Below are 20,085 nucleotides of genomic sequence, written 5' to 3'. Positions count from 1 at the left end.
CTACCATGGCATCTACCAAGCCCAAGAAGAAGAACCCGCGCCTGGCGTCGGGCCGCAAGCGCGTCCGCCAGGACACCAAGCTGAACGCAGCGAACACCTCGCTGCGCTCGAAGTACCGCACCGCCGTCAAGAACGTCGAAAAGGCTGTTCTGGCCGGCGACAAGACCAAGGCGACCGAGCTGTTCGCCAAGGCCCAGAGCATCGTCGACACGGTCGCCGACAAGGGCATCTTCCACAAGAACAAGGCTGCTCGCGACAAGAGCCGCCTGTCGGCCAAGGTCAAGGCCCTGGCCCTCGCGCCTGAAAAGGCCGCCGCCTGACACCTGTCAGGCAAGCCCGGACCGGTTCGCGCCGGTCCGCCGTTTGATCGGGGTGCGCTGCAGCAAAGTGAAAAACCGCCTTCGGGCGGTTTTTTCATGGGCGAACGGTTTGTCGAAAAAGGAAAAGCGGTCGACCGCTCAGGGCTTCTTGACCGGCGTCGGCGGAGTCCGCTGGAGCCCGTCCTTGTGCTGGTGGTCCGGATCGGGCACCAGGCAGGCCTCGGCCACCTGCAGGTCGTTGTCGCGCGCGAAGTTCACGCAGAAGTCCCAGGCCATGGGTTCGGCCTCGCGCAGCGCGCTGTTCACCACCACGCACTTCACGCCGTTGATGGTGGTCGGCACGCACCACGGCGAGTAGCTCAGGTGGCTGCCCGGATAAGCCCCGCCGGGCCGGAAGGAGCACATCACGCCGGCCAGCCGCTCGGCCCAGTCGCTCGGGCGAAAGGTGCGGCCGTCGTGGGTGATGCCTTGGATGAAGATCTCGGTGGCGGTGGGGGAAATCATCGTTTGGGAAGAGGCGACCGCACGCCGTAGAGAGCTGTTGCGGTGCAACAAGGATTCTATCCGCGCCCTCCCGCCTTCCACCCGCCGCAGGGCATTGCTGTGATGCGGAATCCTCAACGCCAGCGTCAAACTCGCCGCCTAGAATCCGCCTTCCCTTACTGGAGAACCGAATGAGCGCTACCGTCGAGCCCACCTCGCCCCACGTCATGAACACCTACGGCCGCCTTCCGATCGCGCTGTCGCACGGTCAGGGTTGCCGAGTCTGGGACACGAACGGCCGCGCCTACCTCGACGGCCTCGGCGGCATCGCCGTCAACACGCTGGGCCACAACCATCCCGAGCTGGTGCCCGCGCTGCAGGACCAGGTCAGCAAGCTGATCCACAGCTCCAACTACTACCACGTGACCGGCCAGGAGAAGCTCGCCGCCAAGCTGACCGAACTCTCGGGCCTGACCAACGCCTTCTTCTGCTGCACCGGCCTCGAAGCCAACGAAGCCGCCCTGAAGCTGGCGCGCAAGTTCGGCCACGACAAGGGCATCGAGCGCCCCGAGATCGTGGTCTACGAAGCCGCCTTCCACGGCCGCAGCATCGCCACCCTGTCGGCCACCGGCAATCCCAAGGTGCAGAAGGGCTTCGGCCCGCTGGTCGAGGGCTTCATCCGCGTGCCGCTCAACGACATCGAGGCCCTGAAGAAGGCCACCGAGGGCAACCCCAACGTGGTCGCCGTGTTCTTCGAGACCATCCAGGGCGAAGGCGGCATCCACCCGATGCGCATCGAGTACCTGAAGCAGGTGCGCGCGCTGTGCGACGAGCGCGACTGGCTCATGATGATCGACGAGGTGCAGTGCGGCATGGGCCGCACCGGCAAGTGGTTCGCCCACCAGTGGGCCGGCATCAAGCCCGACGTCATGCCGCTGGCCAAGGGCCTGGGCTCGGGCGTGCCGATCGGCGCCGTGGTGGCCGGACCCAAGGCCGCCAACATCTTCGGCCCCGGCAACCACGGCACCACCTTCGGCGGCAACCCGCTCGCCATGCGCGCCGGCATCGAGACCATCCGCATCATGGAAGAGCAGAAGCTGCTCGAGAACGCCGCCAACGTCGGCGCCCACCTGAAGGCCGCGCTCGAGCGCGAACTCGGCGGCCTGCCCGGCGTGAAGGAAGTGCGCGGCCAGGGCCTGATGCTGGGCATCGAGCTCGACCGTCCCTGCGGCGCGATCCTCAACCGCGCCTGCGACGCCGGCCTGCTGCTGAGCGTGACCGCCGACAGCGTGATCCGCCTGGTGCCGCCGCTGATCCTGAGCATCGCCGAGGCCGACGAGATCGTCGCCATCCTCGCGCCGATCGTGAAGACCTTCCTCTCGGAGCCCGCCCCCAAATGACGAGTGCCAGCGCGACGCCAGCCATCCGCCACTACCTGCAGTTCTCGGACTTCTCGGCCGACGAGTACGCCTACCTGTTCGACCGCATGGCGGTCATCAAGAAGAAGTTCAAGACCTACGAGAAGCACCAGCCGCTGACCGATCGCACGCTGGCCATGATCTTCGAGAAGGCCAGCACGCGCACCCGCGTGAGCTTCGAGGCCGGCATGTACCAGCTCGGCGGCAGCGTGGTGCACCTGACCACGGGCGACAGCCAGCTCGGCCGCGCCGAGCCGATCGAGGACAGCGCCAAGGTCATCAGCCGCATGGTCGACCTGGTGATGATCCGCACCTACGAGCAGACCAAGATCGACGCCTTCGCCGCGCATTCGCGCGTGCCGGTCATCAATGGCCTGACCAACGAGTTCCACCCCTGCCAGATCCTCGCGGACATCTTCACCTACATCGAGCACCGCGGCTCGATCCAGGGCAAGACCGTGGCCTGGGTGGGCGACGGCAACAACATGGCCAACACCTGGCTGCAGGCGGCCGAAATCCTCGGCTTCACCGTGCACGTGAGCACGCCCAGCGGCTACGAGGTCGACCAGTCGATCGCCGGCATCCGCTCGGGCGACAGCTACAAGGTCTACAAGGACCCGATGGAAGCCTGCCGCGGCGCCGACCTCGTGACCACCGACGTCTGGACCAGCATGGGCTACGAGGCCGAGAACGAGGCGCGCCGCAAGGCCTTCGCCGACTGGTGCGTGGACGAGGAGATGATGCGCGTGGCCCAGCCCGATGCGCTGTTCATGCACTGCCTGCCCGCGCACCGCGGCGAGGAAGTGCAGGCCGAGGTCATCGACGGCCCGCAGTCGGTGGTCTGGGACGAGGCCGAGAACCGCCTGCATGCGCAGAAGGCGCTGATGGAGTTCCTGCTGCTCGGCAGGCTCTGAGCGCCCTCCGCCCTCTTCTTCCGCTTCCGCAGCACCGCCCCGCCATGAACGCCTGCCAGCAATGCGGCGCCTGCTGCGCCAGCTACCGCGTCGACTTCAGCGTGCACGAGCTCGACGACAACGGCGGCCGGGTGCCTTCGGGCCTGGCCGTCGAGGTCAACGACGCGCTGTGCCGCATGCGCGGCACCGACCACACGCCCGCGCGCTGCGCGGCCCTCACCGGCAAGATCGGCCAGTCGGTGGCTTGCGGCATCTACGAGTGGCGGCCCAATCCCTGCCACGAGCTGCAGGCCGGCAGCGACGCCTGCCAGCGCGCGCGGCTGCGCCACGGGCTCGGCGCGCTGCCCGACACCCTGCACTGACCCTCAGGCCGCCGGCACCGGCAGGCCGCCCACGCGGCCCTTGAATTCCTGCAGCGAGAAATAGGTCTGCACGTGGCGCACGCCCGGCAGGCGGTGCAGCTTGCGCTGCAGCAGCTCCGAATAGGCGTCGAGGTCCTTCGCCACCACCACCAGGATGAAGTCCTCGGGCCCCGAGATGCCGTGGAACATCACGACCTCGGGGATGGCGCAGACCGCGTCCTCGAAGGCGCGCGACGAGATCTCGGTCTGGTGGTCGATGCCCACCATCACGAAGGCCATCACGCCGAAGCCCAGCGCGCGCCGGTTCAGGCCCGCGTGGTAGCCGCCGATCACGCCATCGTCCTCGAGCTTCTTCACGCGCCGCCAGCACGGCGACTGCGACAGGTGCGCCATCTGCGCGAGCTCGCCCGAGGTCAGGCGGGCGTTGTCCTGCAGCGCGCGCAGCAGCTGGAGGTCGGTGCGATCGAGGTCGGCTTGCATGGATTTTTTCCCGAATCGGTCGTTTGAGAATGGATTATCCAATTTCATTCAAACCCATGGATAACTTCTCGACTTATGGCCACCCTTGCGAATAGCATCCGGCACCGCGCAACGGCTTGTGGCAAGTCGGCATCCGGCCCACACTGGTTGCCTCGGCCCACCGGCATTGTTGCCACCCGGACCCCACCCTTCGTGACACCGATTCAGCCACCATGACCGCACCACGCCGACTCTGGGACATCTCCGCCCCCGTGCACGCGGGCAGCCCGGTGTTCCCGGGCGACACGCCCTATACGCAACAGTGGTGCGCCACCATCGGGCCGGGCTGCCCGGTCAACGTGAGCGCGATCACGATGTCGCCGCACGTGGGCTCGCACGCCGATGCGCCGCTGCACTACGACCCCGAGGGCGCGACCATCGGCGACGTCTCGCTCGACGCCTTCATCGGCCCTTGCCGCGTGATCCACGCCATCGGCCGCGGCCCGCTGATCGAGTGGGCGCACATCGCCCACGCGGTCACGAGCCAGCTGCCGCCGCGCGTGCTGGTGCGCACCTATGCCGCCATGCCGGTCGATCGCTGGGACGGCCAGCTCGCCGCCTATGCGCCCTCCACGGTCGAGCGCCTCGCGGCCATGGGCGTGAAGCTCATCGGCATCGACACCGCGAGCATCGACCCGGCCGACAGCAAGACGCTCGACAGCCACCAGGCGATCCGCCGCCGCGGCCTGCGCGTGCTCGAGAACCTCGTGCTCGACGAAGTGCCCGAGGGCGACTACGAACTCATCGCGCTGCCGCTCAGGCTGGTGAGCGCCGATGCCTCCCCCGTTCGCGCCGTGCTGCGCGAACTCTGATCCGCCAAGACCCATGACGACCACCCTCGAAGACTGCCGCGCGCTCGACGCGCAAGACCCGCTGCGCGCCCTGCGCGACCAGTTCACCCTGCCCGAAGGCGTGATCTACCTCGACGGCAACTCGCTCGGCGTGCTGCCCAAGGCCGCGCCCGCGCGCATCGCCGAAGTGGTGGCCAAGGAATGGGGCGAAGGCCTGATCCGCTCCTGGAACACCGCGAGCTGGTTCGACCTGCCGCAGCGCCTGGGCGACAAGGTCGCGCGCCTGGTCGGCGCCGCGCCCGGCGAGGTGGTGTGCACCGACAGCACCTCGGTCAACCTCTACAAGGTGCTGTTCGCCGCGCTCTCGCAGCAGAAGGACAGCGGCCGCAAGCTCGTGGTGAGCGAGCGCAGCAACTTCCCGACCGACCTCTACATCGCCGAGTCGCTGTGCCGCGAGCGCGGCTTCACGCTCAAGCTGATCGAGGTCGACGAGCTGGCCGGCGCGCTGACCGACGAGGTCGCGGTGCTGATGCTCACGCACGTCAACTACCGCACCGGCGCCATGCACGACATGAAGGCCATCACCGCCGCCGCGCACGAAGCCGGCGCGCTCGCGGTCTGGGACCTGGCCCACAGCGCGGGCGCGGTGCCGGTGGCGCTCAACGAGGCCGAGGCCGACTACGCCATCGGCTGCGGCTACAAGTACCTCAACGGCGGCCCCGGAGCGCCGGCCTTCGCCTGGGTGCACACGCGCCATGCCGGCCGCTTCGAGCAGCCGCTGTCGGGCTGGTGGGGCCATGCGGCGCCGTTCGAGTTCACGCCGCACTACCGGCCCGCGCCGGGCGTGGCGCGCTACCTCTGCGGCACGCAGCCGATCGTCTCGCTGTCGGCGCTCGAATGCGGGCTCGACACCGTGCTCGCGGCCGAGCCCTTCGACGGCGAGCGCGGCGGCATGGGCGCGCTGCGCGCCAAGTCGCTCGCGCTCACCGACCTGTTCATCGCGCTGGTCGAGGAGCGCTGCGCGGGCCACGGCCTGTCGCTGGTCACGCCGCGCGAGCATGCGCGCCGCGGCTCGCAGGTGTGCCTGAGCCGCGACGAAGGCGCCTATGCGATCGTGCAGGCGCTGATCGCGCGCAACGTGATCGGCGACTTCCGCGCCGGCGACACGCAGATGCCCGACATCCTGCGTTTTGGCTTCACGCCGCTGTACCTCGGCTTCGAGGACGTCTGGAATTCCGTCGAACAGCTCGTGCAGGTGCTCGAGACCGGCGAGTGGCGGCGCCCCGAATTCAACCGCAAGAACGCAGTGACATGAGCACCGAGAAGCGCCCCGAAGAGATCGTCCACGAAGAGAAGGCGCAGCTGGATTTCAGCGCGTCGATGAGCTACGGCGACTACCTGCATCTCGACGAGATCCTCAACGCCCAGCATCCGCTCTCGCCCGCGCACGACGAGATGCTGTTCATCGTGCAGCACCAGACCAGCGAGCTCTGGATGAAGCTGATGCTGCACGAGCTGCGCGCCGCCACCGCCTGCATCGCGAACGAGCAGTTGCCCGATGCCTTCAAGATGCTGGCGCGCGTGAGCCGCATCATGGAACAGCTGGTCGGTGCCTGGACCGTGCTGTCGACCATGACGCCGCCCGAGTACACCGCGATGCGCCCCTACCTCGCGAACTCGAGCGGCTTCCAGAGCGCGCAGTACCGCTGCATCGAGTTCGCGCTCGGCAACAAGAACCCCGCCATGCTCAAGCCGCATGCGCACCGCCCCGACCTGCTGGCCCAGGTCGACGCCGCCTGGCGCTCGCCCTCGCTCTACGACGAGTCGCTGCGCCTGCTCGCGCGCCACGGCCTGGACGTACCCGCCGACCGCCTCGAGCGCGACTGGACCCAGCCCTACGAGGCCAGCGACGGCGTCGAGGCCGCCTGGCTGCAGGTCTACCGCGAGCCGCACCGGCACTGGGACCTCTACCAGCTCGGCGAGAAGCTCACCGACATCGAGGATGCCTTCCGCCTCTGGCGCTTCCGCCACGTCACCACCGTCGAACGCGTGATCGGCTTCAAGCGCGGCACCGGCGGCACGGGCGGCGTGAGCTACCTGCGCAAGATGCTCGACGTGGTGCTGTTCCCCGAGATCTGGAAGCTGCGCACCGACCTGTAGCAGCGTCGGCGGCACCCCCGGGTGCCACCCCTTGCCCCTCCCGCCCAGCGCGCTACATTTTGGGAACCACGGAGGCGCCGCCATGAACGACATCCAGTTTTCGGCCGATGAGCTCGACACCCTGCGCGACCACGGCGTGGTGCTGTTCGCGGATCGGGTGATCTTCGATGCGCAGCCGCCGATGCCGGCGCACCGCATCTCGGCGATCCAGGCGATGTGCGCGGGCCCGCTGCCCGAACCGCTGCTCGCGCTGTGGCGGCTCACGGCGGGCGGACGCCTCGACTACGACCTCGCGCTCGAGATGAACGGCAACATCGAGAACATCAGCTGGTCGGAGCTGTTCTGGGACGGCAGCGACGGCTACCGCGACCTGCAGGGCTGGATCGAGCACGAGCAGGAACTGGCCGAGGAAGGCGCGCAGACCCACGGCCTGCGCTGGCGCGGCAAGCTCGCGCACCTGCCCTTCGGCGGTTTCGAATACTGCGACCGCATCTACACGGTGGTCGAGCCCGGCGCCGAACACGGGCAGGTCGTGGCCTGGAAGCAGGGCCTGCCGCCGGCCTGGACCCATGCGCTGCACGAGGACGGCCTCAGCGTGGTCGCGAACGACCTGTTCGGCGCCTTCGCCGCGCTGCACCTCGACGAGGACCCGCTCGCGCCCACGGGCGACTGCTACTCGGGCCACGCGCTGCTCGCGTACGTCGACGACCGCCACCAGGCGCACGGGCTGGACATCGACCTGATGGACAAGCTGGTCACCTTCTACTGCCGCGCGGTGGTCGACTGGCGCACGCCGCTGGCCGAGGGCAGCCTGCGCCGCCAGCCCGCGGTGGCGCGCACCGCGCTGCGCCATGCGATCGCGGTCGACGACGCGGCGCTGGTGGTCGAGCTCGCGGCCGCGGGCGTGCGCTTCGAAGGGCCGCTGCAGGGCAGCGCACTGGCCACCGACATGGCGGTGAGCCGCAGCGCCTACGCGGCCGCGGCCGCGCTGGTGCGCGCGGGCGCGCCGGTCTCGGCCGAGGTGCTCGCGAACATCGACGGGCAGATCGCGCCCGAACTCACGACCGCGCTGCTGGCCAATGGCGCGGAGCCCAACATGACGGCCGTGGTCGCCTGCGTGGCCTGCGGCGCGCCCGCGAGCGCGCGGCTGATCGCCGAAGCCTGCGCGCGCAATGGCATCGATGTGCCGGCCGCCTTCATCGTCGACCGCGATGCGCTGCTGGCCGAGCTCGAGGGCACGCTGATCCAGGTGCGCAGCGGTTCGATGGGGCACTACCTCGGGCCCGAGGGGCTGGCCGAGCGCATCGAACACCTGCAGTCGTTCAGGCTCTAGAGACCCTTCGCGGAGCTAGCCGCCGTACAGCCAGGGCTGGTCGAGCAAGCGCTCGCCGAGCGTGCGCATCGCGAGGTCGCGGCCCAGCCGCACCGGGCCGCTGGCATGGAAGATCTGCCCGTTGCGCCGCGCCTTCGCCTGCACCCGCGCATTGCGCTGCCAGCGCGCGGCCGCGTAGCGCGCGAAGGCGGCGGGCACGGCGGCCGCGCCGGCATCGCCGAGCGCTTCCGACAGCGCCATCGCGTCCTCGATCGCCATGCCCGCGCCCTGCGCGAGGTACGGCACCATCGGATGCGCGGCATCGCCAACCAGCGCCAGGCGCTCATGCGCCATCTCGGCGGCCGAGGCCAGCGGCGGGCGATCGCTCAGGGTCCAGGCGCGCCAGGCGGGCATGGCCTCGAGCAACGCCTGCAGCGAGGCGCCCGTGCGGCCCGTGGCCGCCTGCAGCGCCGCGAGGCTGCTGGCCTGGTCCCAGTCGTGCGCATTGCCGGCCGGCGCCGATTCGGCGATCACCACCACGTTGAGCCATTCGCCGGCACGCACCGGATAGGCCACCGCATGCAGTTGCGGCCCGAGCCACACGTCGACCCCGCCGCGGCGCAGCGCGGGCGGCAGCGCGTCCTGCCGCGCGAGCGCGCGCCAGGCGGTGTGGCCGGTGATGCGCGGCGGCTTGTCGGCCGAGGCCGTGTCGAGCCGACGCCGCACCACGCTCCAGAGGCCATCGGCACCGACCACCGCCTCGCCCTCCCAGGCGCGCGCGTCGCTGCTCGACACGCACACGAGCTCGTCGCTGAGCTCCACGCGCTCGATCTGCGCGCCGGTCACGAGCGCGCCGGTGCCGCGCGCGCGCACGGCCTCGAGCAGCAGCCCATGCAGGTCGGCGCGGTGGATGCAGAGGTAGGGTGCGCCGTAGCGCTGGCGCATGGGGGCGCCGAGCGCGAGCCGGCCGATCTCGACACCGCTGCCGGCGCTGCGCACCACCAGCGCTTCGGGCTGCGCGGCGACCTGGGCGAGCGAGCTTTCGAGGCCGAGTCGTGCGAGCCGCCGCGTGACGTTGGGGCCGAGCTGCACGCCGGCGCCGATGTCGCCGAACGCGGCGGCCTGCTCGAACACGTCGGCGCGATGACCACCGCCGGCCAGCGCCAATGCGGTGGCCAGCCCCCCGATGCCGCCGCCGGCGACGAGGATGTGCGCGGGCATCGGCCTCAGCGCGTGGAGGACGAGGGGGCGGAGGAGGAGGAAGCCGGGCTGGCCGGGTTCTGGGGGGATTTGGGACCGCAGCTGTTGCAGCTATCGCACGAGCCGCAGCCCGAGGTCTTGGCGAGCGAGGCCGCCAGTTGCGCGGCGCGCTCGGCATCGACGAGGCCGGCGCGCTGCGTGCCGGTGGCGACCTTGCGCGCGGCGCTGCGCCGCCAGCCCGCGGGCATCCAGCGCCACACCGCGTAGAACGCGGCACTCGCGACGATCAATCCGACGATCAGTTCTTGTGCCATGGAAACCAGCCTTTCAGGGACGGTTTTAACCCGCTCCGAGAGCCACCGCAACGTGGTAGGTGATGAAGCAGGCGATGTAGGCCAGCGCGAACAGGTAGCCCGCCATGATCCACACGTACTTCCACTGGCCGGTCTCGCGCTTGACCGTGGCCAGGGTCGAGATGCATTGCGGCGCGAACACGTACCAGACCAAGAGCGACAGCGCGGTCGCCAGCGACCAGCTGCCGGCGATCAGCGGCTCGAGCGCGCCGGCCACGTCGTCGCCGGTGGCCGAGAGCGCGTAGACCGTGCCCAGCGCGCCCACCGCGACCTCGCGCGCGGCCATGCCCGGCACCAGCGCGATCGAGATCTGCCAGTTGAAGCCGATGGGCGCGAAGATGTGCTCGAGGCCGCGGCCGATCATGCCGGCCAGGCTGTACTGGATCGCCGGTCCGGTCGCGCCCTCGGGCGGCGACGGGAAGGTCGAGAGGAACCACAGCAGGATGGTCAGCGTGAGGATGATCGTGCCCACGCGCTGGATGAAGATCCATGCGCGCTCGTACAGGCCCAGCAGCAGGTTGCGCGGATTGGGCCAGCGGTAGGCCGGCAGTTCCATCATCAGCGAGGAGCGCTGCGTGTTGTCGCGGAAGCGCTTCATGACCCAGGCCACCAGCATCGCCGAGACGATGCCGAAGACGTAGAGCGCGAACAGCACCACGCCCTGCAGGTTGAACACGCCGGCCACGGTGCGCGCCGGGATGAAGGCCGCGATCAGCAGCGCATAGACCGGCAGCCGCGCCGAGCAGGTCATCAGCGGCGCGATCATGATGGTGGTGATGCGGTCGCGCCAGTTGCTGATGGTGCGCGTGGCCATCACGCCCGGAATGGCGCAGGCGAAGCTCGACAGCAGCGGAATGAACGAGCGGCCCGACAGCCCCACGGTGCCCATCACGCGGTCGAGCAGGAAGGCCGCGCGCGGCAGGTAGCCGGAATCCTCCAGCGCCAGGATGAACAGGAACAGGATCAGGATCTGCGGCAGGAAGACGATCACGCCGCCCACGCCCGCGATCACGCCGTCGACCAGCAGGCTCTGCAGCATGCCCTCGGGCATGTGGGCCTTGAGCAGCTCGCCCAGGCCCTCGGTGGCGGCCTTGATGGCGTCCATCGGCACGTTGGCCCAGCTGAACACGGCCTGGAACATCAGGAACATGGTGACCGCGAGCACCAGCATGCCCCAGACCGGGTGCATCACGATGCGGTCGATGCGGTCGCTGGTGACCAGGCTGCTCGCGGGCTCCTTCACCGCCAGGCCGAGGATGCGGCGCACCTCGCGCTGGGTGGCGAGCACGTCGTCGAGGCCGGGCGCATGCCAGGGCTGGGGCGTGGCCGCGGCCACCGGGGTGTCGAGCACGGCCAGCAATTCCTTGGCGCCGCCGGACTGCACGCCGACGGTCTCGATCACCGGCAGGCCGAGTTCGCGCGACAGCACGGCCGTGTCTACCGCGATGCCCTGCTTGCGCGCCATGTCGGTCATGTTGAGCGCCACCACCATCGGCAGGCCGAGCTTCTTGGCGTCGAGCACTAGGCGCAGGTTCAGGCGCAGGTTGGTGGCGTCGGTCACGCAGACCAGCAGGTCGGGCAGCGCCTCCTGGCTCTGGCCGGTGACGACATCGCGCGTGACGGCCTCGTCGGCCGACAGCGCGTTGAGGCTGTAGGCACCGGGCAGGTCGAGCACGAACACGCGCCGGCCCGCGGGCGTGCGCAGGCTGCCTTCCTTGCGCTCGACGGTCACGCCCGCGTAGTTGGCGACCTTCTGGCGGCTGCCGGTCAGCAGGTTGAACAGCGCGGTCTTGCCGCAGTTGGGATTGCCCAGCAGCGCGATGCGGTTGGGCTGGCCGGTGGCGGCGAAACCGCCCGGGCCCTGGATCACGGCTTCAACCATGGCGCGCACCTCCGGCCACCTCGGCGCCCGGCGCCACGTGGATCAGCGCGGCCTCGTGGCGGCGCAGTGCGAAGGTGGTGTGGCCCAGCCGCACCGCGATCGGCTCGCGGCCCGGCATGCCGCTGGCGACGATGCGCACCGACTCGCCCGGCACGAAGCCGATCTCGGTCAGGCGCAGCACCAGCTCGCGATCCTCCGCGCCCTCGGGGCGGGCGACGTCGAGCACGGTGGCCCACTGGTGATCGGGAAGCTGGTCGAGACGCAGGCCCGCGGCGGCCGCCGCAGTGGCCGCCTGGGCGGCGATGTTGTTGGTTTGCACGGTGGGAGTGCGCTCGGAACCCCGGGAGCGCCAGTTAGCAAAACCAGGATGCTATCAATTCTCAATCGCGAAAACCTGACCAAGACCCCACAAACGCGCCGACCGCGCCGGGCGCCGGGCCGTTTCGCCCGCCCCGGCGCAGCCCGGATCAGTTCAGGCCGAGCATGCCGCGCAGCTTCGACAGGTCCTCGGCCAGCGTGTTGACCCGCCCGGCCAGCAGCTTGCGGTCGCGCTCGCTGAGCTTCGAATAGGTCTCGAAGCCGCCGTCGGGCGTGCGGTACTTCGCGAGCGTGTCGAACACCACCTTGAAGTTGGCGTCGGTCTTGTCCGAGAAGGCCTTGTTCTCCTTCACCACCAGCGGGCGCAGCAGCTCGACGATCTTGAAGGCGCCCTCGAAGTTCGACTGGAAGTCCCACAGGTCGGTGTGGCTGTAGCGGTTCTCCTCGCCCGATATCTTGGTGGCCGCGACCTCCTCCATCAGCACGGCGGCGCCGCCCACCACCTTCTCGGGCGGGAAGATCAGCGCGCCCAGGCGCTTCTGCAGCTCGAGCACGTCGGCCAGCAGCTTGTCGGCCACGGGGTTCAGTTCCTTCGTGCTCTTCTGCACCCACAGGCCGTACTCGATGCGGTGGAAGCCGCCGAAGGCCGGGTCCTTCTCGGCCTTCTCGTGGTCGTCGGCGCGCGAGTCGATCGACTTGTCGAGGTCGTTGAACAGCTCGGCCACCGGCTCGATGCGCTCGTAGCTCGTGCGCGTCGGCGCGTACAGCTTCTTCGCCTTCTCGATGTCGCCGGCCTTCACCGCGGCGGTGAAGGCACGGGTGTCCGCGGCCAGCTTGCGCACGTTCTCGGCGACGTAGATCTTGTAGTCGGAGATCGGGCCGACCAGCCCGAGCGGCGACACGGCGGCCTGCGCGCCGGCGGCGTAGAGGCCGGCGATGCCCGCGAGGAAGGTGGCGAGGAAGCGACGGCGAAACTGCACGGTCATGGATCTCCTTGGGTTATGACGGTGGTGAAAGAACTGGGTGATGCGCGGCGCGCTCAGGCCGCCAGCAGGCCGCGCCCGAGCCAGTCGGCCTCGTCGCGCACGCCCGGCAGCGTGAAGAAGAAGCCGCCGCCGATGGGCTTGATGTATTCCTCGAGCGGCTCGCCGTCGAGGCGCGTCTGCACCGCGATGAAGCCGTCCTCGAGGTTGGCCTGGTAGCAGATGAACAAGAGGCCCATCTCGAGCTGGCCCGACTTGGTGACGCCGTTCGAATAGTTGAAGGGCCGCCGCAGCATGAGGTTCTTGTCCGAAGCCCTGGTGCGCGGGTTGGCCAGCCGGATGTGCGCGTCGAGCGGCGTGGTCTTGCCCTCGGGGTCCTTCGCGTAGTCGGGCACGTCGTGCTCGGTCCTGCCGCCGTCCATCGGCGCGCCCGTGGGCTTGAGCCGGCCCATGATGGCCTCCTGCTCCTGCAGCGGCGTGCGGTCCCAGCGCTCGACGAAGTTGCGGATGATGCGCACCGCCTGGTAGCTGCCGCCCACGGCCCAGGCCGGCTCGTCGCCGCCAGATGGCACCCAGACGATGCGGTCCATCAGCGTGTCGTCGGCCGAATCGGGATTGGCCGAGCCATCGCGAAAACCGAGGAAGTTGCGCGCGCTCTCGGCCGGCTTGCCGGGCACGGCCGGGATCGGCGGCACCGTGCCTTCCTGCTTCCAGTGCAGCACCAGCAGGTCGGGCGTGTTCTTGATGATGTCGCGCAGCGCGTGGATGTTGGTGTCGGGCGTGTTGGCGCAGAACTGGATCGACAGGTCGCCATGGCACAGCGCGGCATCGAGCGCGTCGTTCGGATGGCGCTGCATCTGGTTCAGCCGCTTCGGCTTCTTCGACGCGAGGCCGAAGCGCTCGTCGAAGAGCGACGTGCCGACCGAGACGGTGACGGTGAGCCCGTCGGGCTGCACCACCGGCCCGAGGATGCCCGAGCCCGCGGGCGGCAGCTTGGGATCGGGATCGGTCTGCGGGCCGCCCTGCGTGAGGAAGGCGATGCGCTCGGTCAGCGTGCGGAACAGGCGCTCGAGGTCGGCGCGGTTCTCGGCCAGCACGAAGAAGGAGGCGATCATGCCGGCCGTCGGCCGCGGCGTGACGATGCCGGCCTGGTGCCGGCCGCGGAAGGGCACGCGGTCCTGCGTGTGCGTGCTCTGGGGTGCGTCGGTGACCTGGGCGCCGGCATCGGGCCCGTTGGGCGGGCCCGAGGGCGCGGCGGCATGCGCGGCCGCGGCCAGTCCGGCGAAGGCGGCCCCGGCCGCGCCGAGCATGCGGCGGCGGTGCGGGGAGGCGGGTGGCCCGTCGATGGGGAGGGATTCGTTCTTCGTGGTCATGGGAGGTCGGTCGGCAACAGCCTCATTCCAGGCCGAGCGCGGCATTCACCTTGGCCAGTTCCTCGGCCAGCGCGCGCACGGGTTCGGCCAGGGCCTTGCGCTGCGCCTCGTCGAGCGGCGCGGGCTTGAAGCCCTCGCCCTCGCGGTACGGCGCGAGCGCGGCGTCGAAGGCGGCGAAGCGTTCGTCCACGCTCTTCTGCAGCGCGGGCGCGGCCTTCACCAGCAGCGGCTGCAGCAGGTCGGCGACCTTCTTCGTGCCTTCGTAGCTGCCCTGCAGGTTCGCGAGTTCGGCATGGCCGTAGTGGTCCTCGCCGCCCGCGGGCAGGTTGTCGGCCACGCGGCGCAGCAGCTTCGAGGCCGAGCTCGCGAGCCGCTCGGGCGGCATGTTCAGGCCGCGCAGCCGTTCCTTGAGCACGCCGATGTCGGCGATCAGCTGCGCCACCACGGGGGCCAGGGGCTTCAGGTCGTTCTGGCCGTACAGCGCGTACTCGATGCGGTGGAAGCCCGTGAAGCCGGCATCGGCCTCGCGCTTCTCGAAGTAGTCGGCGCGCGCATTGATGCGCGTGTCGAGATCGGCGAACAGCTCGGCCATCGGCTCGATGCGCTTGTAGGCCTGGTGCGCGGGCGCATAGAGCGCCCTCGCCTGCCGCAGGTCGCCGGCCTGGACCGCGTCGGCCAGCGCGCGCACCGCGTCCTCGAGCGTGCCGGCCTCCAGGCGCAGGAAGGTCTGGTACTCGGCCAGCGCGCCCACGTAGTTGACCAGTGAGGGCCGCGCCGCCTCGGCCTCGGAAGCGGCCGAGGGCGTCACGCGCAGCTTGCCGCGCGGGTTGCTCAGCAGGCCGCAGGTGATGGCGAAATCGCCGGGCTGCAGCTTCACCGTCATGGTCTGCGAGAAGCCCGGCGCGATGTTCTCGCGCTCCTCCACCACCATCACGCCGTCGAGGATCTCCCACTCGAGCGCGCGGTTCGACTGGTTGACGATGGTGAAGGTGGTGCGCCCGGCCGGCACGGTGATCTCGTTGGGCTCGCACACATTGCCGCGGATCGTGACGGTGACCGCGTTGTCGGCGGCCTTCGGCGGCGCCTGGCGCGCGTGGTTGGAGGCATACCAGAAGGCCGCGAGGCCGGCGAGCGCCAGCAGGGCCGACGCGGCGACCGCCGCGCGCATCAGGTGGGAGGAAGGTGCCTTGGGTTCGGGAGAGGAAGAGGACATCGAGGGGTTTCAGCCGGCCGCAGCCGCGCGCGGCGCCGGCACGGCCGGACGCAGGAAGAAGAACAGGGCGACGGCCAGGAAGGCCAGGTAGACGACGACCTCGCCCACCACGGGCGCGGCCTGGTAGCCGAGCAGGCCCGACAGCACGGCGCCCAGCGGGCTGTCCATCGGCAGGGTCTCGCTCATGTCGAAGACCACCGTCTGCAGGTGGTTCCAGACGCCGCCCTCGTGCAGCTTGCGCAGCACGCCGGCCAGCAGGCCCGCGGCCACCAGCAGGATGAACAGGCCGGTGAAGCGGAAGAAGCGCCGCAGGTCGAGCCGCACGCCGCCCGAATAGAGGCCGTAGCCGACCACCACCGACACCGCGATGCCGGCGAGCGCGCCCACGGGCGCTTCCCAGCCGCTGCTCTGCTGGAAGATCGCGAGCAGGAAGAACACCGACTCCAGGCCTTCGCGTGCGACCGCGAGGAACACCATGCCGATCAGCGCCCAGCCCTGGCCGTCCGAGCCCTTGGCGAGCGCCTGGTCGATCGAGGCCTGCAGCTCGCCCTTGATCGAGCGCGCGGCCTTGCGCATCCAGAACACCATCGAGGTCAGCATCACCACCGCGATCAGCCCGACCACGCCCTCGAACAGCTCCTGCTGCTTCTGCGGGAATTCGGCCGCGAGCAATTGCAGCCCGGCGCCAGCGAACAGCGACAGCGCGGTGGCCAGCAGCACGCCGACCCACACCGCGGGCATCAGCGCGCCGCGCCCGCTCTGCTTCAGGTAACTGGCGACGATGCCGACGATCAGCGCGGCTTCGATGCCTTCGCGCAGCATGATGAGAAAGGGGATGAGCATCGGCTTCGGAAATCAGGGCGAGAGGAGCCCTCCGGAACCGGCGCGATCAGCGGCGCTGCATGTCGGCTCCACGGAGGAGCGGACGAGGATAACCCATCAAACAAGAACCATTCTCATTTGATGGGCTTTTCTTACCAAATGGTAATGAAAACCCTGCGACAGGCGGGCTCAGACCGCCAATTCGACGATGCGCGCGTCGACCGCGCCGCCCTCCATCCGAAGTTCGGCAACGGCGATCGGCAGGCTGAAGCGCCGCGGCCCCGCGCTGCCCGGGTTCACGTAGAGCACGCCGCCGCGTTCCTCGATCTTCGGTTTGTGCGAATGGCCCGAGACCACCACGCGCACGCCGGCCGCGGCCGGGTCGATGGCCAGCTGCGCGAGATCGTGGATGGCATAAAGCTGCACGCCGCCGACGTCCATGGTTTCGGTCTCGGCAATGCCCTCGGCCCAGGCCTCGCGGTCGTTGTTGCCGCGCACCACGGTCAGCGGCGCGATCGCGCGCAGGGCTTCAAGGATGGCGGGACTGCCGATGTCGCCGCCATGCACGATGAAGTCGCAGCCCTGCAGCGCCGCCACGGCCTGCGGGCGCAGCAGGCCGTGGGTGTCGGAGATCAGTCCGACGCGCGTCACCGGATCAGGCGGCCAGCAGCTGCCGCAGCACGAACGGCAGGATGCCGCCGTGCTTGTAGTAGTCGACCTCGATCGGCGTGTCGATGCGCAGGCGCACCGTCACCTCCTGGTGCGTGCCGTCGGGGCGGTGCACGACCAGCTTCACGTCCATCTGCGGCTTGAGCTCGCCGCCGATCACCACGTCGATCTGCTCGTCGCCCGTGAGGCCCAGCGTCTGCCAGGAATCGGCGCCGCGGAACTGCAGCGGCAGCACGCCCATGCCGACCAGGTTGGCACGGTGGATGCGCTCGAAGCTGCGCGCCACCACGGCCTTGATGCCCAGCAGCTGCGTGCCCTTGGCGGCCCAGTCGCGCGACGAGCCGGTGCCGTACTCCTCGCCGCCGAACACCACCGTGGGCGTGCCCTGGGCGATGTACTTCATGGCCGCGTCGTAGATGAACATCTTCTCGTTGCCGGGCTGGAACAGCGTGACGCCGCCCTCCTCCTGCGTGCCGTTGGCGTCCGGCGGAATCATCAGGTTCTTGATGCGCACGTTGGCGAAGGTGCCGCGCATCATCACGTCGTGGTTGCCGCGGCGCGAGCCGTAGCTGTTGAAGTCGGCCTTGGGCACGCCATGCGCCTTGAGCCAGATGCCCGCGGGCGAGCTTTCCTTGATCGAGCCGGCCGGCGAGATGTGGTCGGTGGTGATCGAGTCGCCGAACAGCGCCATGATGCGCGCGCCCTTGAAGCCCGCGTCCGAGGCGTGCGGCTTCATCTTGAAGCCCTCGAAGAACGGCGGCTCGGCGATGTAGGTCGAGGTGGGCCAGTCGTAGACCTGGCCCGTCGTGCCCTTGATGCTGCTCCAGAACTTGCCCGGGTCGGTCTTGACCTTGTCGTAATTGGCGCGGAACGACTTGGCGTTCATCGCGAAGCGCAGGTTCTGGTCGATCTCCTTCGGCGTGGGCCAGATGTCGCCGAGGTAGACGTCCTTGCCGCCCTTGCCCTTGCCCACCGGCTGGGTCATCAGGTCGACCATCACGTTGCCCGCGATCGCGAAGGCCACCACCAGCGGCGGCGAGGCCAGGAAGTTGGCCTTGAGGTTCGGATGGATGCGCGCCTCGAAGTTGCGGTTGCCCGAGAGCACGGCCGCGCCGATCAGGTCGTTCTTGGTGATGATCTCGTTGATCTCGGGCGTGAGGTCGCCCGCGTTGCCGATGCAGGTGGTGCAGCCGTAGCCCGCGAGGTAGAAGCCCAGCTTCTCGAGGTAGGGCAGCAGGCCGGCCTTCTCGAGGTACTCGGTCACGATGCGCGAGCCGGGCGCCAGCGAGGTCTTGACGTGCGGCTTGACCGAGAGGCCGGCTTCCACCGCCTTCTTGGCCAACAGGCCCGCGGCCAGCATCACGCTCGGGTTCGAGGTGTTGGTGCACGAGGTGATGGCGGCGATCAGCACGTCGCCGTTGCCGATGGTCACCTCGCCCTTCGATTTGGACGGCGCCGCCGGCGCGGTGGCGCTCACGTGCGCGGCCGCCTTGGTCGTGCGGTTGGCCACCATCTCGACCAGGTCGCGCGGCGCGCCCGGCGCGGGCGCGGCGGTTTCCTCGTCGTTGCCGGCGCCGGCCGGCGCGAGCGGGTAGCGCAGCTTGAGCTTGTCGGCCGGCTGGTTGAAGCCGTTGGCGTCGTTGGGCTTGCTGTAGAGCTCCGAGAACTTGGTCGACAGGTGGCCCAGGTCGATGCGGTCCTGCGGCCGCTTCGGGCCGGCCAGGCTCGGCGAGACGGTGCCGAGGTCCAGGCGCACGACCTTGGTGTAGTCGATGTCGCCGGGGTTGGGCATGCCGAACAGGCCCTGCGCCTTGTAGTAGGCCTCGAAGCGCTCGACCTCCTCCTTGGTGCGGCCCGTGCCCTCGAAGTAGGCGACGGTCATCTCGTCGACCGGGAAGAAGCCCATGGTGGCGCCGTACTCGGGCGCCATGTTGCCGATGGTGGCGCGGTCGGGCACGGCGATCGAGGCGGCGCCCGGACCGAAGAACTCGACGAACTTGCCCACCACCTTCTCGGCGCGCAGGATCGCGGTGACGAACAGCACCAGGTCGGTGGCGGTCACGCCCTCGCGCAGCTTGCCGGTGAGCTCGAAGCCCACCACGTCGGGCGTGAGCATGTAGACCGGCTGGCCCAGCATCGCGGCCTCGGCCTCGATGCCGCCCACGCCCCAGCCGACCACGCCCACGCCGTTGATCATGGTGGTGTGGCTGTCGGTGCCGACCAGCGAGTCGGGGTAGTAGACCGGGACGTCGCCCTTGTCGTTCGGGTTCGAATAGACGCCGCGCGCGAAGTACTCGAGGTTGACCTGGTGCACGATGCCGAAGCCCGGCGGCACGACGCGGAAGGTGTCGAAGGCCTGCATGCCCCACTTCATGAACTGGTAGCGCTCGTTGTTGCGCTGGAACTCGAGCTTCATGTTGAGGTCGAGCGCCTTGGGCGTGCCGTAGTAGTCGACCATCACCGAGTGGTCGACCACCAGGTCGACCGGCACCAGCGGCTCGATGGTCTTGGGCGACTTGCCGAGCTTGGCGGCCACGCTGCGCATGGCGGCCAGGTCGGCCAGCAGCGGCACGCCGGTGAAGTCCTGCAGCACCACGCGGGTCACGACGAAGGGGATCTCGTCGGTGCGCTCGGCGTTCGGCGCCCAGTGGGCCAGTTCCTCGACGTGCTTGGCCGACACCTTCTGGCCGTCGCAGTTGCGCAGCACCGACTCGAGCACGATGCGGATCGACACCGGCAGCCGATCGACGCTCGGATGCTGCTTGGCCAGTTCCTTGAGGGACCAGTACTTGCCGGACTTGCCCGATGCGGTCTTGAAGGTCTTGAGGGTGGACGCAAAGGCGTGAGCCGGTGCTTTGGCCATGTGTGGAACTCCTTGGGAATGTGTTCGTGAAGCGCCTCAAAGGTTAGCAGGGATGAATGTCAATTGCTGTAGTCAGGCATCGCATCGGCGGGGGCGGAAGGCCATGGCGGCCAGGGACGAAAAGCCCCCT

Annotated in this window: 20 protein-coding genes; 8 read left to right on the top strand and 12 right to left on the bottom strand. The window is 69.4% G+C overall.

Annotated features, from left to right (window positions below; genetic code table 11):
* The first annotated feature begins 5 nt into the window (after positions 1 to 5).
* Complete coding sequence (gene rpsT, locus INQ48_08825) at positions 6 to 320, top strand: 30S ribosomal protein S20 (GenBank protein QRF59310.1); 315 nt, start codon at positions 6 to 8, stop codon at positions 318 to 320.
* A gap of 138 nt (positions 321 to 458) precedes the next feature.
* On the opposite strand, the gene INQ48_08820 is transcribed toward rpsT, so the two are convergent.
* Positions 459 to 824, bottom strand: a complete 366-nt coding sequence (locus INQ48_08820; GenBank protein ID QRF59309.1) for a DUF3579 domain-containing protein — start codon at positions 822 to 824, stop codon at positions 459 to 461.
* 170 nt (positions 825 to 994) lie between these two features.
* On the opposite strand from INQ48_08820, the gene INQ48_08815 reads away from it, so the two are divergent.
* Genes INQ48_08815 through INQ48_08805 form a run of 3 tightly spaced genes read left to right on the top strand, consistent with a single transcriptional unit; the run spans position 995 to position 3,497 of the window.
* Entirely contained in the window at positions 995 to 2,203 is a 1,209-nt protein-coding gene (locus tag INQ48_08815) for an aspartate aminotransferase family protein (GenBank protein QRF59308.1), read from the top strand.
* Positions 2,200 to 3,135: an ornithine carbamoyltransferase gene (gene argF / locus INQ48_08810; GenBank protein QRF59307.1), complete on the top strand. Its 936-nt coding sequence runs from the start codon at positions 2,200 to 2,202 to the stop codon at positions 3,133 to 3,135. Before INQ48_08815 ends, argF begins: the two co-directional genes overlap by 4 nt.
* Positions 3,136 to 3,179: 44 nt before the next feature.
* Positions 3,180 to 3,497: a YkgJ family cysteine cluster protein gene (locus INQ48_08805; GenBank protein QRF59306.1), complete on the top strand. Its 318-nt coding sequence runs from the start codon at positions 3,180 to 3,182 to the stop codon at positions 3,495 to 3,497.
* Positions 3,498 to 3,500: 3 nt separating this feature from the next.
* Here INQ48_08805 and INQ48_08800 read toward each other — a convergent pair whose 3' ends face one another.
* Complete coding sequence (locus tag INQ48_08800) at positions 3,501 to 3,977, bottom strand: Lrp/AsnC family transcriptional regulator (protein ID QRF59305.1); 477 nt, start codon at positions 3,975 to 3,977, stop codon at positions 3,501 to 3,503.
* 212 nt (positions 3,978 to 4,189) lie between these two features.
* On the opposite strand from INQ48_08800, the gene kynB reads away from it, so the two are divergent.
* The 4 genes from kynB to INQ48_08780 all read left to right on the top strand — a co-directional run bounded on the left by kynB (position 4,190) and on the right by INQ48_08780 (position 8,300).
* Positions 4,190 to 4,828: an arylformamidase gene (gene kynB, locus INQ48_08795; protein ID QRF59304.1), complete on the top strand. Its 639-nt coding sequence runs from the start codon at positions 4,190 to 4,192 to the stop codon at positions 4,826 to 4,828.
* A gap of 13 nt (positions 4,829 to 4,841) precedes the next feature.
* Positions 4,842 to 6,122 (top strand): kynureninase, encoded by a 1,281-nt coding sequence (gene kynU, locus INQ48_08790; GenBank protein ID QRF59303.1) that lies wholly within the window; start codon positions 4,842 to 4,844, stop codon positions 6,120 to 6,122.
* Positions 6,119 to 6,967, top strand: coding sequence for a tryptophan 2,3-dioxygenase (gene kynA, locus INQ48_08785; GenBank protein ID QRF59302.1), 849 nt, complete (start codon positions 6,119 to 6,121; stop codon positions 6,965 to 6,967). The genes kynU and kynA overlap by 4 nt, the downstream gene beginning before the upstream one ends.
* An 82-nt stretch (positions 6,968 to 7,049) precedes the next feature.
* Complete coding sequence (locus INQ48_08780) at positions 7,050 to 8,300, top strand: SMI1/KNR4 family protein (protein QRF59301.1); 1,251 nt, start codon at positions 7,050 to 7,052, stop codon at positions 8,298 to 8,300.
* Positions 8,301 to 8,315: 15 nt separating this feature from the next.
* Here INQ48_08780 and INQ48_08775 read toward each other — a convergent pair whose 3' ends face one another.
* The 10 genes from INQ48_08775 to INQ48_08730 form a co-directional block, all read right to left on the bottom strand.
* Entirely contained in the window at positions 8,316 to 9,500 is a 1,185-nt protein-coding gene (locus INQ48_08775) for an FAD-dependent monooxygenase (protein QRF59300.1), read from the bottom strand.
* A 5-nt stretch (positions 9,501 to 9,505) separates the two neighbouring features.
* A complete protein-coding gene (locus INQ48_08770; protein ID QRF59299.1) occupies positions 9,506 to 9,793 on the bottom strand; it encodes a hypothetical protein in 288 nt (95 codons plus the stop codon).
* 25 nt (positions 9,794 to 9,818) lie between these two features.
* Positions 9,819 to 11,714, bottom strand: coding sequence for a ferrous iron transporter B (locus INQ48_08765; GenBank protein QRF59298.1), 1,896 nt, complete (start codon positions 11,712 to 11,714; stop codon positions 9,819 to 9,821).
* Positions 11,707 to 12,033 carry a ferrous iron transport protein A gene (locus INQ48_08760; protein QRF59297.1) on the bottom strand — a complete coding sequence of 109 codons (327 nt, stop codon included), beginning with the start codon at positions 12,031 to 12,033 and terminating at the stop codon, positions 11,707 to 11,709. Before INQ48_08760 ends, INQ48_08765 begins: the two co-directional genes overlap by 8 nt.
* A 148-nt stretch (positions 12,034 to 12,181) precedes the next feature.
* The gene (gene efeO, locus INQ48_08755; GenBank protein QRF60665.1) at positions 12,182 to 12,970 is read right to left on the bottom strand and encodes an iron uptake system protein EfeO; all 789 of its coding nucleotides are present in this window, start codon (positions 12,968 to 12,970) and stop codon (positions 12,182 to 12,184) included.
* A gap of 101 nt (positions 12,971 to 13,071) precedes the next feature.
* Entirely contained in the window at positions 13,072 to 14,388 is a 1,317-nt protein-coding gene (gene efeB, locus INQ48_08750) for a deferrochelatase/peroxidase EfeB (protein QRF59296.1), read from the bottom strand.
* Between the two features lie 22 nt (positions 14,389 to 14,410).
* The gene (efeO, locus tag INQ48_08745; protein QRF59295.1) at positions 14,411 to 15,601 is read right to left on the bottom strand and encodes an iron uptake system protein EfeO; all 1,191 of its coding nucleotides are present in this window, start codon (positions 15,599 to 15,601) and stop codon (positions 14,411 to 14,413) included.
* Between the two features lie 9 nt (positions 15,602 to 15,610).
* Positions 15,611 to 16,444, bottom strand: coding sequence for an FTR1 family protein (locus INQ48_08740; GenBank protein ID QRF59294.1), 834 nt, complete (start codon positions 16,442 to 16,444; stop codon positions 15,611 to 15,613).
* A 168-nt stretch (positions 16,445 to 16,612) separates the two neighbouring features.
* Positions 16,613 to 17,074, bottom strand: a complete 462-nt coding sequence (locus INQ48_08735; protein ID QRF59293.1) for a metallophosphoesterase family protein — start codon at positions 17,072 to 17,074, stop codon at positions 16,613 to 16,615.
* 4 nt (positions 17,075 to 17,078) lie between these two features.
* Complete coding sequence (locus INQ48_08730) at positions 17,079 to 19,955, bottom strand: aconitate hydratase (GenBank protein ID QRF59292.1); 2,877 nt, start codon at positions 19,953 to 19,955, stop codon at positions 17,079 to 17,081.
* Positions 19,956 to 20,085: the final 130 nt, after the last annotated feature.

The sequence above is a fragment of the Variovorax paradoxus genome, assembly GCA_016806145.1.
GTDB lineage: Bacteria > Pseudomonadota > Gammaproteobacteria > Burkholderiales > Burkholderiaceae_C > Variovorax.
Note: the sequence above shows the minus strand (reverse complement) of the source record. Positions and strands in the feature narration are given on the sequence as shown.